The organism is Uruburuella suis, from assembly GCF_022870845.1.
Lineage (GTDB): Bacteria > Pseudomonadota > Gammaproteobacteria > Burkholderiales > Neisseriaceae > Neisseria > Neisseria suis.
In genome coordinates, this window is record NZ_CP091507.1 from 276407 (window position 1) to 299000 (window position 22594).

A 22594-nucleotide genomic window follows, 5' to 3' on the forward strand; every position below is an offset into this window, starting at 1 on the left:
TGTGCGGCTTATTCTAAACGGATTTTCGAGCTTTGTCTGAAATCTGTGTTGTGCTTGAGAAAGGCCGTCTGAACAAGGTTTTCAGACGGCCTGTTTTTGAAATTGGCCGTGCGGAAATGATACCCATTCAAAAAAGCAAGCTAACAAGGCGGAAGCCTGCGACAGTACAGATAGTACGGCAAGGTGAGGCAACGAAGTTAGGTTATTTTTTGGGATTGGTATGAGATATGCCCTGCGCATTGCCGGCCTGTGCTATAAAGCTTTCAGACGGCCTGTGAAACCGCTAGGCCGTCTGAAAGCGTGTGAAAACAAGAAAATAGAGGCGGATATGGCTGCGTTTGACACCGATTATCTGATTATCGGCTCCGGCTTCGGCGGTAGCGTGTCGGCTTTGCGGCTGGCGCAAAAAGGCTACCGCGTGATGGTGGTGGAGCAGGGGCGCCGTTTCGCGCCGCGCGATATGCCTGAAAGCACCCGCAATTTGCGCCGTTTTCTGTGGCTGCCCTCGCTTTTTTGCCGCGGCTTTTTTTCGCTGCGGCTGTTTCGGCATATGTTGGTGCTGCACGGCAATGCGGTGGGCGGCGGCTCGGTGGTTTATGCCAACACCTTGCTCGTGCCGCCGGAAAAAGTGTGGCGCAGCGGCACTTGGGCGCTTTTGCGCGATTGGGCGGCTGAAATGCCCGAGCATTACCGCACGGCGGAAAAAATGCTCGGCGTAACCACCAATCCGCTGCTGGCCGATGCCGACCATATGCTGAAAAAATTGGCCGATGAAGCGGGCGTGGGCGGCAGCTTTTACCGCACCCGCGTGGCGGTGTATTTCGGTGCGGATGACGAGCATGCGCAGCCGCAGCAGCAGGGCGACCCTTATTTCGCAGGCCAAGGCCCTGCGCGTGCGCCCTGCATCGGCTGCGGCGGCTGCATGGTGGGCTGCCGCCACCGCGCCAAAAATTCGCTCGATTACAACTATCTTTATCTGGCTGAAAAGCTGGGCGTGCAAGTGTTGGCGGAAAGCCGCGTAAGCCGCATCGAGCCTTTGGACAAACAAGATAAGGGCCGCACCGGCTGGCGGGTGACGGTGCAGCCTTTCAAGCAGCCCGAGCAGCATTTCACCGCGCAAAATGTAATCGTGTCCGCCGGCAGCTTGGGCACGCAGGCTTTGTTGTTTGACATGAAAGAAAAAGGTGTGCTGCCCGATCTTTCGCCGGCTTTGGGGCGCAATGTGTTTACCAATGCCGAATCGCTGATCGGCGTGCGCTTTCCCGGCGGCAGCGCCGATTTTTCGCGCGGCATTGCCATCGGCTCGGGCATTCACTTAGCCGACGGCACCCACATCGAGGCCACGCGCTTTCCGGCCGGCTCCAATATCGCCAGCCTGCTGGGCACGCTGATGAACCACAGCCGCGCCGGCCGCATGAATCTGCGCCAATGGCTGGGCGCGTTTGCGCGCGGCTGGCTCACGCGCCCGCGGCAGATGTGGCAGGCTTTGCGCCCGAAGAATATGGCGCGCGAATCGCTGATTTTTTTGTGCATGCAAACCGCGCCGCAGCCTTTGAACATGGTGTGGCGCAGGCCGTGGTTTTGGCCGTGGCGCCGGCGGCTGGCCAGCGAAGGGGCGCGGATTCCGGCTTATATTCCTGCTGCCGGCGAATTTGCTTTTCAGGCGGCCCAAGCGCACGGCGGCAGCGCGTTTAGCTGCGTGGCCGATGTGTTTCTGAATATTCCGGCCACCGCCCACTGCATGGGCGGCGCGGCGCTGGCGGCTTCGCCCGAAGAGGGCGTGTGCGATGCGCAACATCGTGTGTTTGGCTATCAAAATCTTTATGTGATAGACGGCGCCAATATTTCCGCCAATCTGGGGGTGAACCCCAGCCTCACCATTGCCGCGCTGGCCGAAGCGGCCATCAGCCATATTCCGCCCAAGGAGTGTTTATGAAACCTGCCGATTTGTCCGATTGTTTCCAGCTGCTTCACGAGGCTTCGCGCCGCCATATCGAAGTGCCTTGGCCGCTGCGGCAGCAACGTTTGCAAAAGCTTGCCGATATGCTGCACACGCACCGCGAAGCCATTCAAGCGGCCATCAGCGCCGATTTCGGCCGGCGCAGCCGCCACGAAACCGATTTGCTGGAAATGGTGCCCACGCTCGAGGGCATCCGCCATGCGCTGCGCCACGGCAAGCGCTGGATGCGGCCGCGCAAGGCGGCGGTGGCGTGGCCTTTCTGGCCGGCGAAAAACCGCATTGTGCCGCAGCCTGTGGGCGTGGTGGGCGTGATTGCGCCGTGGAATTATCCGCTTTTTCTCAGCATCGGCCCTTTGGTCGGCGCCTTTGCCGCCGGCAACCGCGCCATGGTAAAAACTTCGGAGCATGCGCCCGCGTTCAGCCGCTGGCTGGCCGATACCGTGCCGCACTATTTTGCCGCCGATGAGCTGGCCATTGTGGAGGGCGGCGCGGATGTGGCTGCGGCTTTTGCCGCGCTGCCGTTTGACCATCTGCTTTTCACCGGCTCCACCGCCGTCGGCCGCTTGGTGATGCAGGCGGCGGCTGCCAACCTCACCCCGCTCACGCTGGAATTGGGCGGCAAATCGCCCACGCTGATTTTGGAAGATGCCGATTTGGATCAGGCGGTGGCGCGGGTGATGAGCGGCAAATGGGTAAACGCCGGCCAAACCTGCATTGCGCCCGATTATGTGCTGCTGCCCCAAGCGCTGCACGCGGCCTTTATCGAAAAAGCGCGCGCTTGGGTGGGCAGGCATTATCCCGATTTGGCCGCCAACCCCGACTACAGCCACATCATCAATGAAAACCAGCGCCGGCGTTTGCAAAGCCGGTTGGATGAAGCCGCGCGCGAGGGCGCGGCCGTGGTGCCGCTGGCCGGGCGCGGCGATGGTGGCGACAACTTGCTGGTGCCGCACCTGATCAGCGGCGCGCCCGAACACACGCTGCTGATGCAGGAAGAAATCTTCGGCCCCTTGCTGCCGCTGCTGCCTTATCCGTCGCTGGATGAGGCGCTGGCCTATATCGGCGCACGGCCGCGGCCGCTGGCTTTATATGTGTTCGGCAAAGATAAAGCGCAAATCGACAAAGTGTTGCAGCGCACCGTGTCCGGCGGCGTGAGCGTAAACGACACCTTGCTGCATGTGGCGCAGGAAGGCCTGCCTTTCGGCGGCATCGGCGCTTCGGGCATGGGCGCTTATCACGGGCGGGCGGGCTTTGAAACTTTTTCGCATCTCAAGCCCGTGTTTGTGCAAAGCCGCATCAACAGCATGGGGCTGCTGGCACCGCCTTACGGCAAGGTGTTTGAGCGGATTGTGGGGGTGTTGCTGAGGCGTTGATTTTTAAAGAGATTTTTGGATTAGAGTCGAACGAAACCGCGTGTAGAGGCCGTCTGAAAGCTTTCAGACGGCATCGCTTTATTTCCCGTGAAACAACACAGCGCGTAGGTCGGATTCTCGAATCCGACGCTTGTTCGCAGAACAAGATTTTTAGGGCTGCGGTAAATGTCGGATACGAGTATCCGACCTACAACCGTAATACCTGAGGCCGTCTGAAAAGCTTTCAGACGGCCTCAAGTGTTGCCAGACTCAGTCTTTCAATTTCAGCAAGTGTAGGTACGATTAGCTTTGTTAAAACAAAGCGTAATCGTACGCACGAAGCTTGCCCACACCCCCAAAAACCAAACAGCCCACGGGCCGTCTGAAACGTTGGGTTTGCAACCCAACCTACCCGCCGCATCACTTTTTTATGCATTCCACTATAGCGCACAGATGCCGTCTGAAAGCTTTCAGACGGCATCGTTTTATTTCCCGTGAAACAACACAGCGCGTAGGTCAGATTCTCGAATCCGACGCTTGTTCGCAGAACAAGATTTTTAGGGCTGCGGTAAATGTCGGATACGAGTATCCGACCTACAATGGCAATACTTGAGGCCGTCTGAAAAGCTTTCAGACGGCCTCAAGTATTGCCGGGCTCAGTCTTTCAATTTCAGCAGCTGGCTTTGCACTTTGGCCATTTTGTTTTCCAAATCGGCCAATTCGGCACGGTCTTTTTCCACCAAGTGCGCGGGTGCTTTGTCGGTGTAGCCGGGTTTGCCGAGCTTGGCTTCGAGCTTGTCGAGCGCTTTTTGCAATTTTTCGGCTTCTTTGCTCAAGCGTGCGCTTTCGGCGGCTTTGTTGATTTCCACTTTCAGCATCAGGCGCGCGTTTTGGCACACGGCCACGGGCGCATCGTCGGCTTCGGGCAGCTTCTCAACCAGCTTGGCTTCGGTGAGGCGCGCCATCATCGGCACATATTTGAGCAAGGCTTCCAGCTCGCTGCCGCCTTCGACAAACAAGGGCGCTTTCACGCTCGGCGCCAAGCCCATTTCGCCGCGCAGATTGCGCACGGCGCCGATTAAATCTTGCAGCGCGGCCATTTTGTCGAACGCGACGGGCACGATTTTTTCTTCGTCTGCCAGCGGCCAAGCGGCGAGCATCAGGCTGTCGGTGTGTTTGGCGTTGGCCAGTGGGGCGACGGTTTGCCACAGCTCTTCGGTGATAAAGGGCATAATCGGATGCAGCAGGCGCAAAATCACTTCGAGCACGCGCACGAGGGTGCGGCGGGTGGTGCGCTGCGTGGTGGGGCAGCCGGTTTGCAGCTGCACTTTGGCAAGCTCGATATACCAATCGCAAAAATCGTTCCACACGAATTCATACAGCGTTTGCGCTGCCAAATCGAAGCGGTAGGTGTCGAAGGCTTCGGCGGTGGCCGCTTCGGTTTGTTGCAGGCGGCCGATAATCCATTGGTCGACAAAAGTGTAGGCCAATGGCTGGGTTTCGTCTTGGCCGCAGTCTTTATCTTCCACGTTCATCAGCACGAAATTGGTGGCGTTCCACAATTTGTTGCAGAAATTGCGGTAGCCCTCGGCGCGTTTGAAATCGAAGTTGATGCTGCGCCCCAAGCTGGCGTAGCTGGCCATGGTGAAGCGCAGCGCATCGGTGCCGAACACGGGAATGCCTTCGGGGAATAATTTTTCGGTGGCTTTTTTCACTTGCGGCGCACGCTCGGGGCGGCGCAGGCCGGTGGTGCGCTTCACCAGCAGGGCTTCTAAGTCGATGCCGTCGATTAAATCCACCGGGTCGATCACATTGCCCTCGGATTTGGACATTTTTTTGCCTTCGTGGTCGCGCACCATGCCGTGGATATACACGTCTTTAAACGGCACTTTCCCGGTGAAATGGGTGGTCATCATAATCATGCGCGCCACCCAGAAGAAGATGATTTCGTAGCCGGTAACGAGCACATTGCTTGGCAAAAAGGCTTTCAAATCATCGGTTTCAGACGGCCAACCCAAAGTGGAGAAGGGCACGAGTGCGGAGGAGAACCAAGTGTCGAGCACGTCTTCATCGCGGGTGAGCTTAATGCCTTGGCTTTGGGCTCGTTGAATCAAGGCTTGCACTTCCGCTTCATGGGCTTTCAGATAGCCTTCGGCGTTGGAATAATGGGTTTCGCCGGCCAATGGCTCAGCCGGCATTTGAGTGCGGCCTGCTTTTTCGGCCATGCGCCAAAAATCGGACATCAGGGCAAACACCTGGTCATCGATTTTGCCTTGGTTTTGTTGGGCGATATACAGCTCGGAAAAAGCTTGGTAGTAGGCATGAAATGCTGTTTTTGCGACATAGCAGTTGCCGTTTTCATCATACCAAGCGGGAATTTGATGCCCCCACCACAATTGGCGCGAAATGCACCAATCTTGGATATTGTTCATCCATTGGTTATAAGTGTTAACCCAATTTTCGGGGATGAATTTCACCGCGCCGCTGTCAACCGCGTGTTTGGCTTTTTGCGCCAGGCTCATGCCTTTGAATTCGCTGTCGGGCTCACCGCCATTGGGCGTGGCGCTCATGGCCACGAACCATTGGCTGGTGAGCATGGGCTCAATCACCGAGCCGGTGCGGTCGCCTTTGGGCGTCATCAGCGTGTGCGGTTTGGTGTCGGCCAATAAGCCTTGCGCTTCGAGGTCGGCCAGCATTTGTTTGCGCGCGGCGAAGCGGTCGAGGCCGGCGTAAGCGGCGGGCAGGGCAAAGCCGGCTTGCGCTTCGCCTTTGAAGTTGAACACTTCGGCTTCAGCCAATACTTTGGCTTCTAAATCAAATACATTAATCAGGCGGGTGTCGTGGCGTTTGCCCACTTCATAGTCGTTGAAATCGTGTGCGGGCGTGATTTTCACGCAGCCGGTGCCGAAATCTTTTTCCACATATTCATCGGCAATCACGGGAATGCGGCGGCCGGTGAGCGGCAACAGCAATTCTTGGCCGATCAAGCCGGCATAGCGCTCATCTTCAGGATTCACCGCCACGGCCACGTCGCCGAGCAGGGTTTCGGGGCGGGTGGTGGCCACAATCACCGCTTCGGCGGGGTTGCCGGCCAGCGGATAGCGGATATGCCACATATGGCCTTGCTCTTCCACGCTTTCCACTTCCAAATCAGACACCGCCGTGCCCAGCACCGGATCCCAGTTCACCAATCGTTTGCCGCGATAAATCAAGCCTTGCTCAAACAGGCGCACAAACACTTCGGTCACCACTTCGGCGCGGGTGTCGTCCATGGTGAAATATTCGCGCGTCCAATCGGCCGAGCAGCCCATGCGGCGCATTTGCTCGGTAATCGTGCCGCCGGATACGTTTTTCCACGCCCACACTTTTTCCAAAAAGCCTGCGCGGCCTAAATCATGGCGCGACACGCCTTCTTCGGCCAACTGGCGCTCCACCACGATTTGGGTGGCGATGCCGGCATGGTCGGTGCCCGGAATCCAAGCGGTGTTGCAGCCTTTCATGCGGTAATAGCGGGTGAGGCCGTCCATAATGGTTTGGTTGAAGGCGTGGCCCATGTGCAGCGTGCCGGTTACATTCGGCGGCGGCAGTTGGATAGAGAATGAAGGCTTGCCCAAATCCATGTGCGGCTGGAAATGGCCGGCGGCTTCCCAGGCTCGATAGTGTTTGGTTTCGATTTCGGCGGGATTGTATTTGTTTAGCATGATGTTTGGCGTGTTGCTGGGTGAATAAGTTTGAATCGTGGGATTATAGCGCAATCGCCGTCTGAAACCTATGCCGGATGCTTTCAGACGGCCTGAAAACCAAGCGGAAGCTGCCCGTTTGCACTCAGGCAGACGGGCAGCTTGCATAAGCGCAAAGGCTTATTTTGCTTTGGCTTCTTTTTTCAAAGAGGCATAAAGCTCGGGTTGGCGTTCTTTCAACAGCGTGGCGATGGTTAAATCTTCACGGTTGACTTTGGCCAGGTCCACATTTTCGATATGCACCAAACGGAGCAGCTCACGCACGGGCTTGGGCATGTTGCGGCCAGACTCGTAGCGGGAGCCACCCGATTGGGTAACACCGATTCGGCTCCAAAAATCCATTTGGTTCAAGCCGAGTTTTTTGCGGATGTCGCGAATGTTTTCGATTTGCTCGAACGATTTCATTAAATTTCCTTCTTTTCTTATTTGAGTTTAAAGCCAGAATAGTTTCAGCCAACTTTAATACCGTTAACGATAATAACATATATGATATATTATTAACTGCAGGTAGTAAAGTATAAGACTTTAGACAGGAGATGCAATAGAAGTTTGATATTTTTTTTCTAGCGTTAACATTCATATTGACTATGGGGCGTCTCTTAGCTTTAATTTATTTAGAATCAAAAGGTTTTAACGATAAATAGAGCAATTCATCTAAATTCATTAATGTTTGATTTAGGCTAAATTAAGGCTTGCCGGAGGCCGGGCTCACCGTCAGTATTTCGCAACTTTCGGCAGTAACCAGCACTTCATGCTCCCATTGCGCCGAGAGCGAACGGTCTTTTGTCACCACGGTCCAGCCGTCGGGCAGGATGCGCAAATGGCGTTTTCCTTGGTTGATCATCGGCTCAATGGTGAAAATCATGCCCGGCTCCAGCACCAGCCCCTGGCCTTTGCGGCCATAATGCAACACTTGCGGCTCTTCGTGAAAGCCGCGGCCGATGCCGTGGCCGCAAAATTCCTGCACCACCGAATAGCCGGCATTTTCGGCAACCTGCTGGCAGGCATAGCCGATGTCGCCCAAAGTGGCGCCCGGCTTCACAGCGGCAATGCCGGCCATCATGCTTTGGTGGGTAACGTCGATCAGCCGCTGCGCCTGCGGGCTGATGTTGCCCACGGCAAACATGCGGCTTGAATCGCCGTGAAAGCCGTCTTTTTTGATGGTAACGTCGATGTTGACAATGTCGCCGTTTTTCAAGGGCTTGTCGTCGGGAATGCCGTGGCAGATCACATGGTTTACCGAAGTGCAGCACGATTTCGGATAGGGCGGGTTGCCATAATTGAGCGGGGCGGGATAGCCGCCTTGCACGTTGACGTGGTAATCGTAAATCAGTTTGTCTAATTCGTTGGTGGTGACGCCGGGTTTGACGAATTGTCCGATATAGTCGAGCGCTTCGGCGGCCAGGCGGCCGAGCACGCGCATTTGTTCGATTTCTTCGGCGTTTTTGATGATGACGGCCATGGGATTATCCTTGTGTGTTCAGACGGCCTGTTTCAGCGCAAGGCCGTCTGAATAAAATCAACATAGAGATGAGAATCAAATTCAACATGCGGCATTTTTGCGGAAAAACAAGCTTGAAACAAGCTATCTGGTTGTTTGTATAAGAGTTTATTTATCGATATGAAAGGCCGTCTGAATGTTTCAGACGGCCTTTCATGCAATCGGGCTTAGGACAGCCTAAGCGCGCCTTGGCATCAAAATGCCGGCAAAATCCCTACGCCGGCGTTTCAGAGCCTTCTTAAAACAGGCTTTTCACCGCCGCTTCGATGTTGTCGGCGCGCATAAAGGTTTCACCGATTAAAAAAGTGTGCACGCCGTGGTTTTGCATAAAAGCCACATCGGCTTTGCCGGTGATGCCGCTTTCGGTGACCACGGTTTTGCCGCCAAGCTCGGGCAGCAGATCCAGCGTTTGCTGCAACGACACGTCGAATGTGCGCAGGTTGCGGTTGTTTACGCCCACAAGCTTCGTGGTGAGCTTGCGGCATTTGGCCAATTCGCTTTGATCGTGCAATTCCAGCAACACCGTCATGCCCAATTCGTGCGCGGTGCGCTCCAACGCTTCGAGCTGCGCCGCTTCCAGCGCGGCGGCAATCAGCAAAATGGCATCTGCGCCCCAAGCGCGCGCCTGATACACCTGATAATCGTCAATCATAAAATCTTTGCGCAACACCGGCAGCGCCACCGCCGCTTTCACTTGCTGCAAATATTCGGGCGCGCCCTGGAAATAAGGCGCATCGGTGAGCACCGACAAGCAGGCCGCGCCGGCGCGCTCATAAGCAAGCGCGATTTCCACCGGGTTGAAATCGGCGCGGATCAGGCCTTTGCTGGGGCTGGCTTTTTTCACTTCGGCAATCACAGCCGGCTGCGCGGCGGCATGCTTGGCGTGAATCGCAGCGAGAAAATCGCGGGCGGGCGCGGCAGCCGCAACTTGCCGCTTGATTTCATCAAGCGGCACAGCGGCTTTGGCAGCGGCCACTTCTTCGGCTTTGGTGGCGAGGATTTTATTCAGAATATCGGTCATGGGGCGGTGGTGGGCGCAAACGGGAAAGGCTGATTATACGGCTTATGGCGGTGCGACGAAAGAGTGGAGAGGCCGTCTGAAATAGATTTTAAAAATAAATATATCTATCATAATTCTTTTATTTTCAATGAATATAAATGATATTAATTTGTGTTTGATATAGATTTGTATTATCCTTGTTAAGGTTTGCGGGTTTTCGTAAATAAAACCTTGGCTCATGGGCAGAAAAGCAAATGCAGGCCGGCTGAAAAGTGATGGATGGCCTCTGTAAATATGCCGGATAGCCGGCAGGGGGCAGCCGGTTTGTGCAGCTCTTTGGCGGCATGCCCATTCAAAACAGTAATACGTAGCTCAAAAATCAGATAACCGGGCGGCTAAGGCAGCCGGGCTATGGTTAAAACGGGCATCACACATCATTCAAGCAACACATCAAAACAAGGAGCAAAACAGATATGGCTGAAAAGAAGTCGGCAGGCGTGATTAAGCAGGCACGCAAACACAGCAAAATGGTGGGCGCAGGCCTTTTGGCTGCGGCCATGAGCCCGGCCTTGATGGCGGCGGAAAGTAAAGCTGAATTGGAAGCGGTAGAGGTGCGCGGCAGCCAGCTGATCCGCAGCGGCTATAAAGCACCCAACACCACCATCGGCAAGCGCGAGCAAGATGTGCAGAATATTCCGCAAAGCGCTACCGTGATCAACCAGCAAGTGATGCAAGACCAAGCCACCACCGATTTGAAAGACGCGCTGCGCAATGCCGGCATCACTTTTCAGGCGGGCGAAGGCGGTCAAACCGAAGTGCCGATTATCCGCGGCATGCATGCGGGCGGCGATGTGTTTGACGACGGCTTGCGCGGCTCGGCTGCCCAATTCAATGCCGACACTTACAACACCGAGCGCGTGGAAGTGCTCAAAGGCAGTGCGGCAGCTTTGTTTGGGCGCGGTGCAGCCGGCGGCGTGATTAACCAGGTGAGCAAATCGCCTTATGCCGGTCGCGGCGGCGAAGTGGCCGTGGGCTTGGGCACACAAGGCTTCAAGCGCGCCACCGCTGATGTGAATTATGCCTTTAACGACGACATCGCCGTGCGCATCAACGCCATGGGCGAAAATGTGGAATCGCGCCGCAAGCCGGTGGAAAAAAAGCGCTGGGGCATTGCGCCTTCGGTGATTTTCGGCATGACGGGCGACACGCAATTGGAGCTCTCTTACAAACACGATGATGAAAACAACGTGCCCGATTTCGGCGTGCCTTATGTAAATACCGGTGCCAACACCCGCACCGCAGCGGTGGAGGCGATTGATCAATTTTTCGGCTACAACACCGATTTTGAAGACATCAAACGCGATGCCTTCACAGCCAAGCTGGATCACCAATTCAACGAAAACATGAAAATCAGCAACACCACGCGCTACAGCCGCACCCGCTACGACATGATGGGCATTCCGCCGCGGCTCAATGCCAACGGTTTGGTCGCGCGCGGCCTGAGCGGCAATGCGGTGAAAGTGGTGGATTACGATGCCAACACGTGGACCAACCACACCGATTTCAATATGAAATTCGACACCGGCCGCTTGAAACATGATGTGTTGGTGAATGCTGAGCTCACGCGCGAAAAACGCAAAAACTTCAGCCACACTTATAGCTTTTTCAATGCCGACGGCACGCCCGCGCCCACCACCAACCCCATTGGCTTCCACCACGGCAAGCCCACGGAAAACTTTTACTGGACGCGCACCAACCCAGATCCGAGCGTGCTCACCACGCACACCGTGGGCATGGGCGTGAGCGATATTGTGGAAATCACGCCGCAGTGGACTGCCATTGCCGGAGTGCGCTTCAACCACATCAAAACCGAAAATGCGCCATCAGGCGGCGGCAGCAAAACATCGCGCACCGACAATGTGTGGACATATAACGGCAGCGTGATTTGGACACCGGTGGAGGGCCATAATGCCTACCTGACCTACAGCACCGCCGTGACCCCCGTGGCTTATCGTGTGACCGGCCAAAACGACTCGCTCGACCCCTCGCAGCTCGTGGCCGAGCCGGAAGAAACCCGCACCATCGAATTGGGCACCAAACACGCCTTTTTTGATGACGCGCTTACCGTAAACGCCGCCTTGTTCCACACCAAAAAAACCCAGCAATACTACCGCGATGCCGGCTTTATCGACCACATCAAAGTGTATGGCCTCGATATGGAAGTGGCCGGCCGCATCACCGACAAACTTAATTTAATCGGCAACCTTGTGTGGGCCAACGGCAAAATGAGCGCCGATGCCGGCAACCCCAACGTGGCGCAGCTTGACGGCTATTTCCCCGAGGCTGCCGCCAAATTCACGGCCAACGTGTGGGGCAACTACCGCATCACTGAAAACGTGAATGCCGGCCTGGGCGTGCGCTATGTGGGCGACCGCTACACCCACATGCCTTCGCGCGGCGGCAACCCGGTGATGGTGCAAAAACTGCCTTCCTACACCGCCGTGGATGCCATGCTCAATTACGAAACCCGCAGCTATCGCGCCCAGCTGAATGTTAACAATTTGTTCGACAAGAAATATTTCTCTACCGGCCACCGCCAGCAAGCGATTCCGGGCGACCGTCGCGCATCGATTGTGACATTTGCTTATAAGTTTTAACGTGTGAAAAGGCCGTCTGAAACCTTTCAGACGGCCTTTTTCCGAATGATACCCATTCGAAAAAATAAGATAACAAGGCGGCGAGCCGAAGACAGTACACCTATAGATGCGGCAATTAATTATTGAATATTCACATCCTCTTACCCGCAGCAGAAACCTGTTCCCTCTCCCGTGGGAGAGGGCTAGGGAGAGGGCAACAAGCCAAAGGCTTGTTTGCCGGTATCTGAAAATGTTCAATATTAAATTGCTGAATCAATAGTGCGGCAAGGCGAGCCAACGCAGTTAGGTTATTTTTTCGAATGGGTATGAGTTGCCATGGTTTAATTTTCAGGCGGAAAATTGAACCATGGTTGCTTCAAACCATTTTCATCACAATGAGAGCCGCTTATGTTATTGCATATCGAAAACGTATTCAGCGCCGAAGAGCTGGCACAGGCGCAAACCATTTTGGCCGAAGCGCCGTGGGCTGACGGCAAAATCACCGCCGGCAGCCAATCGGGGCAGGTGAAAAATAATTTGCAGCTGCCGCAGCACAGCGAAGCGGCGCAGACCTTGTCGCAAATGGTGAAAAACGCCGTGTTGCGCAACAGCGAATTCTTCTCTGCCGTGTTGCCGAAAAACGTGTTTCCTCCGCTGATTAATTGCTACCGTGAAGGGCAGAATTTCGGCAACCACATCGACAATGCCGTGCGCATGGATCCTTTCACCCAACAATGGGTGCGCACGGATGTGTCGAGCACGCTTTTTCTCAACGCCCCCGAAGAATACGATGGCGGCGAATTGGTGATTGAAGACAATTACGGCAGCCACAGCGTGAAACTGGCCGCCGGCGATATGGTGGTGTATCCCGCCACCAGCCTGCACCGTGTGATGCCGGTTACGCGCGGGCAGCGGCTGGCCAGCTTTTTCTGGACGCAATCGATGATACCCTCCGACGAAAAACGCACCCTGCTTTTCGATATGGATCGCGCCATCTCCACCCTGCGCGCCGAGCATGGCGACACCGAAGCGCTGGTGGTGCTCACCGGCACTTATCACAATTTATTGCGCCAATGGGCAGAGGTGTAAACCGGTTGCCGGAAAACATGAGGCCGTCTGAATATTTTCTTTCAAACGGCCTTTTTAATGCATAAGCTATTGTTTTTTTTATTTTTCAAAAACAAGCGTTCTCGAAAACCAATCATCGGGCGCATAGGGTGTGTGCCGCAGGCACGCACGCGTTTTTCATTCGACAACCAGGCCGTCTGAAAGAAAATGTTCAGACGGCCTTTCGGTTTTCAATCATATTGATGCAAACGCATGCGGGCGTGTTTAAAACCGAGGCAGCCGCCAAGCCACGCGGTGCGCCCACAGCCTGAGCGCGTAGCCGCCCCACAGCAGAATATTGAGTGTGAAAAGGTTTACCCAGCCGGCCGCATCGAGCAGATAAAGCGCCAGGCCGATAATCACCGACACCGTGCCGTAAAAATCTTTGCGCAAAATCATCGGAATATCGTTTACCAATGTGTCGCGCACAATGCCGCCGCCCACGGCGGTAACAAAGCCCAGCATCACCACGCCGAAAAGGTTTAAATCATACATCAGCCCCACTTGCGCGCCGGTGATGGTGAAAGCCACCAGCCCGAGCGAATCGGCCAGCAAAAAAGAAGCCGCCAGCGTTTTGCCGCGCTGGTTTTGCAGCTTGAAAAGCCAAGCGGCCACCAGCGTGAGGGCGATGGTGATGATGGCCGAATGTTGGGTGAACACCAGCGGCACGCGCCCCACCAGCACATCGCGCATCATGCCGCCGCCGATGGCGGTGAGCAGCGCCACAATCAGCACGCCGAGCAAATCCAGCCGCTTACGCACGCCCACCAGATAGCCGGACACGGCAAAAGCGGCGGTGCCGATAATGTGGATGATGTCGGTGGTGTTCACAAATAATCCTGTTGGCTGAAGTTTTGCGCATTATAGGGAAATCGGCTGTAAACGCAAACATGATGCCGAGGCCGTCTGAAACCGCGTAGGTACGATTAGCGCAGCGTAATCGTACGCATGAAACTAAAGTTTCAGACGGCCTGTGGTTTACGCGCCCACCGCACCGAAATAAGCCAGCAGCGTTTGCGGCAGCCAATTTAAATGGCCGCGCCCGTGCCCGCTCACAAAGCCGACATGGCCGCCGTGCGCCGGTTGCAGCAGGGTGACGGCTTTGGACACTTCTTTTTCAGAGAGCAGTGCTTCGGGCGGCAGGAAAGGGTCGTTCACCGCATTGAGCAGCAGCGTGGGCGTGGCAATGGCGCCCAATAGCGGTTTGCAGGAGGCGCGGCGGTAATAGTCGGCGGCATTTTGAAAGCCGTGCAGCGGCGCGGTGAAAGCGTTGTCGAAATCAGACAGCGTTTTGCAGCGGCTGAGCGCTTCGGTGTGGAAATCAAACGCGCGCGCTTTGGGAATCAGCGTGTTGAGGAAATAGCGGGTGTAGAGCAGGCGGGTGGCGCCTTTGTCGAAACGGGTGCCGGCGGCGGTGAGATCGACCGGCGCCGACACCACGGCCGCGGCGCGGGGCAGGGCGCGGCTGCCTTGTTCGCCCAGATATTTGGCCAACGCATTGCCGCCGAGCGACACGCCGGCGGCATACACCGTGCTGTAGCGCGCAGACAGCGTTTGCAGCATAAATTCGATTTCGCGGCTGTCGCCCGAGTGGTAATACACCGGCGCGGTGTTGGCCACGCCGCCGCAGCCGCGAAAATGCGCCACCACGCCGTGCCAGCCGTGTGCGGCCACCGCATGCATCAGCGCGGCGGCATAATGGCTGCGGCTGCTGCCTTCCAAACCGTGAAACAGCACCAGCAGCGGCGCATCGGCGCGGGGGCTGTCGATAAAATCATAAGCCACCAGCGTTTGGCCGGTGCTGTCGGGCAAAAGCTCGCGTCGATAAGCCGGCGGCGTCGGTTGCAGCGATTTGGCATAAAGGGTTTCGATATTGCCGCCGCGCAGCCAGCGCGGGGTGTGTAAAGGGGGAAGGGTGGATATGATTGGCATGGTGGTTGGTTAAGGCTTTGATTTAATTGAGTGATGATTGCTTGGTGATATGGTGGAATGCATAAAAAAGTGATACAGCGGGTAGGTTGGGTTGTAAACCCAACAAATCTACAAGCCGTCTGAAACCTTGGTTTACCAACCCAACCTGCGCTGTGTAGAGTGCAGTTTTGTGCCACTTTTTCTTGCATTTCAATATGGTTGGCAACCTTCATCGGTGCCTGTTTGATAATATCATAATATGGCAACAGGCCGTCTGAAAAAAGATTCAGACGGCCTGTTTTCCCGACGGCAAGCCCGGTGGCATCACGCGTGCGGCAGCCGCCGATACATCACAATATGCAGCCCCAGCACGGTGCTCATGCCGGTGATCCAGCCCACCAGCACATCGGTAGGATAATGCACGCCCAGCACAATGCGCGATAAACCCATCAGCAGGGCAAAAGCGGCCGCGGCGGCGATAATCAGGCCGCGGTGCGGCGATTGCCAATAAACCAGCACCACCACCGTGGCCAGCGCGGCGGCAAACGTGCTGTGGCCGCTGGGAAACGATGCGCCGGTTTCCTGGATAATGCGCGGCCAAAATTCGGGGCGCGCTCGATTGAAAAACTGCTTGGCCACAAACATCACCGCCGTGGGCAGCGCCGTGCCCAGCAGGATAAACACCGCCCAGCTGCGGTGGCGGCGCAGGTAATGCCAAGCGGCAAAAAGCATGGAGAGCACCACGGCCACGGGCGTGCTGCCGATATAGTGCAGCGCCACTGCAAGCGGCGTGAAAGCCGGGCCGATATGGGTGTGCACCCACATCATCAGCGGCTGCTCGAAAGCAAAACGCTCTTGCGCCAACACTTCTTCGGCAATTTCACCGGCAATCAAAAGCGGAATCACAATGCCGAGAAAAAGCACGGCCAAGCGCTCGGGCGCGGGCAGATAGCGGCGGATAAAAGAGAGCATGGCAAATCAGGCGTGAAAAAAGCGGATATTATACCAAACCCTGAAATAAGATAAGCGCCCCGCCGCGACGGGCTGCCGCCGAGCGGGGAGGCCATACAGTGAAATGCAAGAAAAAGTGATATAAAACTACGCACTATAACAGGTAGCTTGGGTTGATAAACCCAACGTTTCAGACGGCCTGTGGCTTGTTGGGTTTTCAACCCAACCTACCCGTTGTGTCACTTTTTCCTACACTCCACTATATGTTCGGCCTCGCGGCCAAATGTCGGATTCGAGAATCCGACCTACAAAGGCTACGCGCTATAACAGGTAGGTTGGGTTGCCAAACCCAACGTTTCAGACGGCCTGTGGCTTGTTGGGTTTTCAACCCAACCTACCCGTTGTGTCACTTTTTTTTGCATTCCACTATAGCAGCGGTTCAAACCCGCAAACCCTCGTTATACCATCATTGCATGATATGCCGAGGCCGTCTGAAAGGTTTCAGACGGCCTCGCTTGTGTTTGCCGGCAAAAAGGTTAATCTGCGCGGCTCAGGCCACCACTCGTTTGCCCAAAATCACAATATCCGCTTCCTGTGTTTCCAAATCGCACACCCGCGGCAGGCGGCCCCATTCTTGGAAGCCCAGCGTGTGAAACAGGCGGATGCTGGCGTGGTTGTGGCCGAAAATCACCGCCAAAATATTGCGTATGCCCAGCGAGGGCGCTTGCTCGAGCATATATTGCAGCAAGATTTTGCCCACGCCCACGCCGCGCATATCGTGGCGCACATACACGCTGATTTCCACGCTGATGTGGTAGGCCGGGCGCGCGTAATAATCGCTGAAGCAGCCCCAGGCGAGCACTTCGCCATCGGCATTGCCCAGCACATATAAAGGCCGCGCGCCGGTGTGGGCATCAAACCAGGCTTGGCGCTCGGCCACGCTCACGGGCTTCAAATCGGCGGTTGATTGGCGGCTGGCCACCGTGCTGTTGTAAATCTCGACGATGGCGGCCAAATCGTGCGCTTGGGCGCGGTTTATGGTGTAGGGATGCATGGTTTTTCCTGCACAACACAGGCCGTCTGAAAGATTTTCAGACGGCCTGCGGGCTTATTGAATCAATTTCGACACGGTTTTAAAAGCGGGGTGTTTGGCATCGGCCAGCAATTGAAACAGCACGCTTTCCACATTCGACACCACCGCACCCGCCGCCGCCATTTGCGCCAGCGCATTGGCTTTGTTGGCCGGGTCGCGCGAAGTGGTGCATTCTTGCGCCACATACACGCCCAAGCCTTCCGCGCGCAAATCCAGCACCGTTTGCAGCATGCACACATGTGCTTCAGCGCCCACCAAAATCACATTTTGCGCACCTAGGCGCTTGATTTCGGCGGCCACTTCATCGGTAAGGGCGGAAAAGCGCGTTTTTTCAAACAGCGGCACCGCATCGCCCAACAAAAGTTTGATGGCTGCCACGGTGTGGCCTAAGCCTTTGGGATATTGCTCGGTAATCACAATCGGCACATCCAGCGCCTGCAAGCCTTGCAGCAACACACGGCTGCGCTCGATAGCCGCATCGGCATGATGCAGCGCAGGCACCAGCCGCTCTTGGATATCTACCACGATGCACACGGTGTTGTCGGGGGTTAAACGGTTCATATTTTCTCACTTTGCCAAATGGTTTTTATGGTTTCATACCCATTCTAAAAAATAACCTTACAAAATAAAAGCAGTTCGGCAACATCATCCGCGTAGGTCGGATTCTTGAATCCGACATTTGGCCAACGGCCAAAGCGATGTGCGTGCCTTGTTCTGCGAACAAGTGTCGGATTCGAGAATCCGACCTACAGGCTGCCTGTTTGTATATTATTTTTTGAATGGGTATCAGAGCCTCCTTAATATAGCGGATTGCGCCGCCGGCTGACAAGCACAGTAAAAGCAGGCCGTCTGAAAAGCTTTCAGACGGCCTGTGTGATGATGCGGGATTATTGCTTGCTGGCGCCGAAGCTGCCCTTAAAGGTGGGGAAATCCCATATTCCTGCTGCTCGGCCGCTGAACACGCCTGAAAGCTCTTGTGCCTGCGGGCCGTAAAAACCACCTTCTGTATATACGCCTACATTGTAATTGCTTGATTTATCAAAATAAGCTGTGTCTCCGCTGAAGGTGTTGCCGTTGATCTTGGCTTTGAATTCCACCGACGACATATAGTCTTCTTTATCCGCTTTCAAATTGCCGGAAAGGGTTTTGGCGCCGAAATCCACGTTAAAGCGGGCATCATAGCGGCTCGGTGCAAAGGAAGTCGGGGATGAGCCATAAGAAACCAAAGCATAGCCGCGATAAACAGCCTTGCCTTCAACCGGCATAGCGTCTTTCCCGGCCAGTTCGGTGGGTTGGCCGTGGGCGAAAAAGTATTCTCTGCCGACATAATCGCGATCATCATCCGGCGGATAAAAATACACCCAACCATAGCGCGCATAGTTTAAATGTTTGCTCGCCACGGTTTTTTGAATAGGCTCGCCATCGCGGTTGCGCCGCCAGTTGTAATACATTTTGCTGTGGTCGGTGACCGCTTTATTTTCATCATCTTTGGGATCAATGCGCCTATAATCCGGCCCGGCCATGCCGGCAACACAGCCTTGTCCGCTGAAATAGCAGGCGGGAATCAGCGTGATTTTTTCGCCGTCAAGCAGCACGGTGTTGATGTTGTCGGATTGCAGGGGTTTGTGGCGCTGCTCATATTTTACATCGGAGGATTCCACACTCTCCCATTCCTTGTCGACAAGTGTGCGCAACAAATTGCCCTGCACATCGGAAAGATCCGGATCGGGTGCGGGTGTGGGATCGGTTGGTGTCGGATTGGCATTGCCGGCACCGGGGCCAGTGGGGATGTCGTTGCCATTGCCGTTGCCGGGGTTGGTCGGGGTGGTAGAGCCATTGCCGCCATCAGTCGGCGAAGTGCCGATATTGCCGCCGCCCGTGCCCGGATTGGCATTGCCGGCACCGGGGCCAGTGGGGATGTCGTTGCCATTGCCGTTGCCGGGGTTGGTCGGGGTGGTAGAGCCATTGCCGCCATCAGTCGGCGAAGTGCCGATATTGCCGCCGCCCGTGCCCGGATTGGCATTGCCGGCACCGGGGCCGGTGGGGATGTCGTTGCCGCTGCCGTTGCCGGGATTGGTCGGAGTGGTGTTGCCGTTGCCGTTGCCGCCACCACCGGGTGATGTGCCGATATTGCCGCCGCCCGTGCCCGGGTTGGCATTGCCGGCAACGCCGGGGCTGCTGCTGCCAGAGCTGGAGCAGGCGGCCAGCGATAAGGCGGCAAGGCAGGATGCGAGTAAGTTTAATGGTTTCATTTGGTTTCTCCCGATAGCAATAATTTCAGAGGTAAGTTTATGTTTTTAATGCCGATACGTTATTGCAAACCGCATGGCAATATTATATTTAAAGTAAATGCTCTGCAATGGTTTTGTAGGGCTTGGTTAAGGTGTGTCATTCAGGGTTTTATGTTTGGCAATGATTCGGCAGGTTTTGCCGCCCGATAATGAAACAGGCCGTCTGAAAGCTTTCAGACGGCCTGTCGGTGGGTTTGCCGATTTATGGCTTATGAGCGGTAATCCGCATTAATCGCCACATATTCTTTCGATAAATCGCAGGTATACACGGTGGCGCCGTGGCTGCCGCGCTGCAAATCCACGCGCACGGTGATTTCGGCGGGCGCCATCACGGCCTGGCCGGCGGCTTCGGTGTAGCTCGCGGCGCGGCCGCCGTGCTCGGCCACCAGCACATCGCCCAGGTAAAGGCGCACTTTGTCGGTGTCCAGATGCGGCACGCCCGAGTAGCCGATGGCGGCGAGAATGCGGCCGAGATTGGGGTCGCTGGCGAAAAAGGCGGTTTTCACCAGCGGCGAGTGGGCGATGGCATAGGCCACTTGGCGTGCTTCGGCGCGGCTCTCGGCATTTTCCACTTGGATGGTGATGAATTTGGTGGCGCCTTCGCCATCGCGCACAATGGCCTGCGCCAGTTCGAGCGCGAGGCTGCCGAGCATGGCTTTGAGCTGTTCATAGCGCGGGTCGGCAATATTGTCGATTTCGTTTTGGCCGCTTTTGCCGGTGGCCACTACCACGAAGCTGTCGTTGGTGCTGGTGTCGCCGTCTACGGTGATGCTGTTAAACGATAAATCGGCGATTTCCTGCGTGATCATTTGCAGCACCGGCTGCGACACTTTGGCATCGGTAACGATAAAGCCGAGCATGGTGGCCATATTCGGGTGAATCATGCCGGCGCCTTTGGCAATGCCGGTGGCGCGCACGGTGTGGTTTTGGCCGATTTTGGCCTCGCGGCTGGCGGCTTTGGGCACGGTGTCGGTGGTCATGATGGCGCGGGCGGCATCGCTCCAATGCGCGGCTTTCACGCCGGGCAGGGCGCGGATGATTTTTTGCGCCGGCAAGGGCTCGAGAATCACGCCGGTGGAAAAGGGCAGCACCTGCTCGATGTCGCAGCCCACTTGCGCGGCCACGGCTTCGCACACCGCCAGCGCATCTTCGCGGCCTTGTGCGCCGGTGCCGGCATTGGCGTTGCCCGTGTTGATCACCAGCGCGCGGATGCCGTTTTCATTGGTTAAATGCTGTTTGGCAATGTGCACCGGCGCGGCGCAGAAGCGGTTTTGGGTAAACACCGCGCCCACGCTGTTGGCCTTGTTGAGCACAATCAGCGTTAAATCGTTGTGGTCGGGCTTTTTCACACCGGCCTGGCCGATAAACACCTGTGCGCCGTCCACAGTTAAAATTTCCGCCGCTTCTTTTTCTCGCAAATTCACTGCCATTTACTGCTCCTTTTTCTCTGCGCGGGCAAGCTTGGCCTGCTCCGCATATTCTTCCTGCACCCGCTGCCGAAAGCGCGCCGCCGCCGCATGGTAAAACGGCTTGGGTGAAAATTGGCGCGACACCTGAGATGCAAAAATAGCACCAATCAAGAGCCAAAACAACAAATTCTGCCCGCCGGTCATCTCCATCACAATCACACTGGCAGTGAGCGGCGATTGGGTGGCTGCCGCCAAAAAAGCCGCCATGCAGATCAGCACCAACACATTGGCGCCGGTTTCTAGGCTGGCAAATTGGGCAATCTGCTGGCCTATCATCGCGCCCACGCTGAGTGCCGGCGTGAAAATGCCGCCGGGAATGCCCGCCCAATAAGACAACACCGTGGCCGCCCATTTGGCCAGCGCCACGCCCGGCGGCGCTTCATACATGCGCCGCAGCGCGCCCGAAGCCTCGTGATAGCCGGTGCCGAAAGTCTGCCCCTGATAAACCGTGCCGATGGCCGCCAGCAACAGGCCGATAATGCCCGCCAGCAAAAGCGGATGGCGCCGCATCCAGCTGCGCCAGCGCTCCGGCGCCGCCCAAACCGCACCTTTATAGAGAAAACGGGCAAACAAACCGCCGGCCACGCCGCACACCAGCGCACACAACAACACCCACACCAGCATATTCGGCAGCGCCTCGCCGTGAAAGCCCGAAAAATAAGGGTTGTTGCCCTGCACCGCCACCTGGATAAAGCCCGCAGCCAACACGCCGATAAAAATCTGCCGCTCCCAGCGCAGCATCACCCCGCGCCCCAGCTCTTCAATCGCAAACACCACCCCTGCCAAAGGCGCATTAAACGCCGCCGCCAAGCCGCCCGCCGCACCGGCGGCGAGCAAATCGTTTTCCTGCAAGCCCTTAAAAGCCAGATTGTGTTTTTTGCACCACGAGCCCCAAGCCAGCATCACCGCCGCGCCCACCTGCACCGAAGGCCCTTCGCGCCCGATCGACGCCCCCGCGAGCATGCCCAAAAACGTGAGCGGAATTTTCAGCATCGTTTGCCCCAGCTGCACCAGCCGCGTTTTCTGCGCCCCGTAAGGCAGCGAGAGCGCAGCGAGCACCTGCGGAATGCCGCTGCCCGACGTGTAGGGCGCAAAACGGCGCGTGAGCCACACAATCAGCGGCAGCCCCAAAGGCAGCGCGAGCCAGGCATACCAAGGATATTGCTGCACCCAGTGTGCATTTTGCTCCAACGCCCAATCGGCCATTTTGGCAAACACCAGCGAAGTGAGCGCCACCAGCGCCGCACCGGCCAGCAAAAAAGCAAATGCCGCCGTTTTGCGCGACAAACGCTGCGTTTGCACCAGCTTGTGCGCCAGCTTTCGGCCGAAGCGCCGGCCCGCGTTTGAAAAAGAAGATTTCATTGTGTTTATTCCATGAAAACCGTGCCGTTTTCAGACGGCCTGATTTATGGAGGCTCTGAATCACTCATGATAACGGCTTTTACCGCCCTTTTTACGCCATGCCGCGTTGGGATTTTGAGGAAATAGAACCTCTATAGCTTCAAAAAAACGCCTTGCCCCGCATCAAAATGCCGGCAAAATCCATGCACCAGAGTTGTTCAGAGCCTCCTTCTATTCGGTAA

At 56.2% G+C, this 22594-nt stretch carries 17 protein-coding genes; 5 read left to right on the forward strand and 12 right to left on the reverse strand.

From position 1 onward, the window contains the following. Positions 1–220: 220 nt before the first annotated feature. The 3 genes from LVJ78_RS01245 to LVJ78_RS01255 all read left to right on the forward strand — a co-directional run bounded on the left by LVJ78_RS01245 (position 221) and on the right by LVJ78_RS01255 (position 3810). Complete coding sequence (locus tag LVJ78_RS01245; protein ID WP_207894289.1) at positions 221–1936, forward strand: GMC oxidoreductase; 1716 nt, start codon at positions 221–223, stop codon at positions 1934–1936. Beyond that, positions 1933–3333 carry a coniferyl aldehyde dehydrogenase gene (locus LVJ78_RS01250; protein WP_132953590.1) on the forward strand — a complete coding sequence of 467 codons (1401 nt, stop codon included), beginning with the start codon at positions 1933–1935 and terminating at the stop codon, positions 3331–3333. The genes LVJ78_RS01245 and LVJ78_RS01250 overlap by 4 nt, the downstream gene beginning before the upstream one ends. Positions 3334–3621: 288 nt before the next feature. Next, a complete protein-coding gene (locus LVJ78_RS01255; protein ID WP_132953589.1) occupies positions 3622–3810 on the forward strand; it encodes a hypothetical protein in 189 nt (62 codons plus the stop codon). Between the two features lie 158 nt (positions 3811–3968). Here LVJ78_RS01255 and LVJ78_RS01260 read toward each other — a convergent pair whose 3' ends face one another. The 4 genes from LVJ78_RS01260 to trpC form a co-directional block, all read right to left on the reverse strand. Then, the gene (locus tag LVJ78_RS01260; RefSeq protein WP_132953621.1) at positions 3969–7013 is read right to left on the reverse strand and encodes a valine--tRNA ligase; all 3045 of its coding nucleotides are present in this window, start codon (positions 7011–7013) and stop codon (positions 3969–3971) included. Positions 7014–7172: 159 nt separating this feature from the next. Further along, the gene (locus LVJ78_RS01265) at positions 7173–7457 is read right to left on the reverse strand and encodes a helix-turn-helix domain-containing protein (protein ID WP_132953588.1); all 285 of its coding nucleotides are present in this window, start codon (positions 7455–7457) and stop codon (positions 7173–7175) included. Between the two features lie 280 nt (positions 7458–7737). Continuing rightward, complete coding sequence (gene map / locus LVJ78_RS01270) at positions 7738–8514, reverse strand: type I methionyl aminopeptidase (RefSeq protein WP_132953587.1); 777 nt, start codon at positions 8512–8514, stop codon at positions 7738–7740. A 277-nt stretch (positions 8515–8791) separates the two neighbouring features. After that, on the reverse strand, positions 8792–9574 hold the full coding sequence (gene trpC, locus LVJ78_RS01275; RefSeq protein WP_132953586.1) for an indole-3-glycerol phosphate synthase TrpC: 783 nt from the start codon (positions 9572–9574) through the stop codon (positions 8792–8794). A gap of 452 nt (positions 9575–10026) precedes the next feature. On the opposite strand from trpC, the gene LVJ78_RS01280 reads away from it, so the two are divergent. Next, positions 10027–12210 carry a TonB-dependent receptor gene (locus tag LVJ78_RS01280; RefSeq protein ID WP_132953585.1) on the forward strand — a complete coding sequence of 728 codons (2184 nt, stop codon included), beginning with the start codon at positions 10027–10029 and terminating at the stop codon, positions 12208–12210. Positions 12211–12597: 387 nt separating this feature from the next. After that, positions 12598–13278, forward strand: coding sequence for a Fe2+-dependent dioxygenase (locus LVJ78_RS01285; RefSeq protein WP_132953584.1), 681 nt, complete (start codon positions 12598–12600; stop codon positions 13276–13278). Positions 13279–13521: 243 nt separating this feature from the next. Here LVJ78_RS01285 and LVJ78_RS01290 read toward each other — a convergent pair whose 3' ends face one another. The 8 genes from LVJ78_RS01290 to LVJ78_RS01325 all read right to left on the reverse strand — a co-directional run bounded on the left by LVJ78_RS01290 (position 13522) and on the right by LVJ78_RS01325 (position 22373). Then, positions 13522–14127, reverse strand: a complete 606-nt coding sequence (locus LVJ78_RS01290; RefSeq protein WP_132953583.1) for a trimeric intracellular cation channel family protein — start codon at positions 14125–14127, stop codon at positions 13522–13524. 147 nt (positions 14128–14274) lie between these two features. Next, positions 14275–15228, reverse strand: a complete 954-nt coding sequence (locus LVJ78_RS01295) for a YheT family hydrolase (RefSeq protein WP_132953582.1) — start codon at positions 15226–15228, stop codon at positions 14275–14277. Positions 15229–15531: 303 nt separating this feature from the next. Beyond that, complete coding sequence (locus tag LVJ78_RS01300) at positions 15532–16179, reverse strand: phosphatase PAP2 family protein (protein WP_132953581.1); 648 nt, start codon at positions 16177–16179, stop codon at positions 15532–15534. Positions 16180–16708: 529 nt separating this feature from the next. Then, complete coding sequence (locus LVJ78_RS01305) at positions 16709–17212, reverse strand: GNAT family N-acetyltransferase (protein ID WP_132953580.1); 504 nt, start codon at positions 17210–17212, stop codon at positions 16709–16711. A gap of 54 nt (positions 17213–17266) precedes the next feature. After that, a complete protein-coding gene (locus LVJ78_RS01310; protein ID WP_132953579.1) occupies positions 17267–17812 on the reverse strand; it encodes an isochorismatase family protein in 546 nt (181 codons plus the stop codon). 326 nt (positions 17813–18138) lie between these two features. Further along, positions 18139–19503, reverse strand: coding sequence for a transferrin-binding protein-like solute binding protein (locus tag LVJ78_RS01315; protein ID WP_244802589.1), 1365 nt, complete (start codon positions 19501–19503; stop codon positions 18139–18141). 248 nt (positions 19504–19751) lie between these two features. Continuing rightward, positions 19752–20972, reverse strand: coding sequence for a bifunctional glutamate N-acetyltransferase/amino-acid acetyltransferase ArgJ (gene argJ, locus LVJ78_RS01320; protein ID WP_132953577.1), 1221 nt, complete (start codon positions 20970–20972; stop codon positions 19752–19754). Next, a complete protein-coding gene (locus tag LVJ78_RS01325) occupies positions 20973–22373 on the reverse strand; it encodes a chloride channel protein (RefSeq protein WP_132953576.1) in 1401 nt (466 codons plus the stop codon). Positions 22374–22594: the final 221 nt, after the last annotated feature.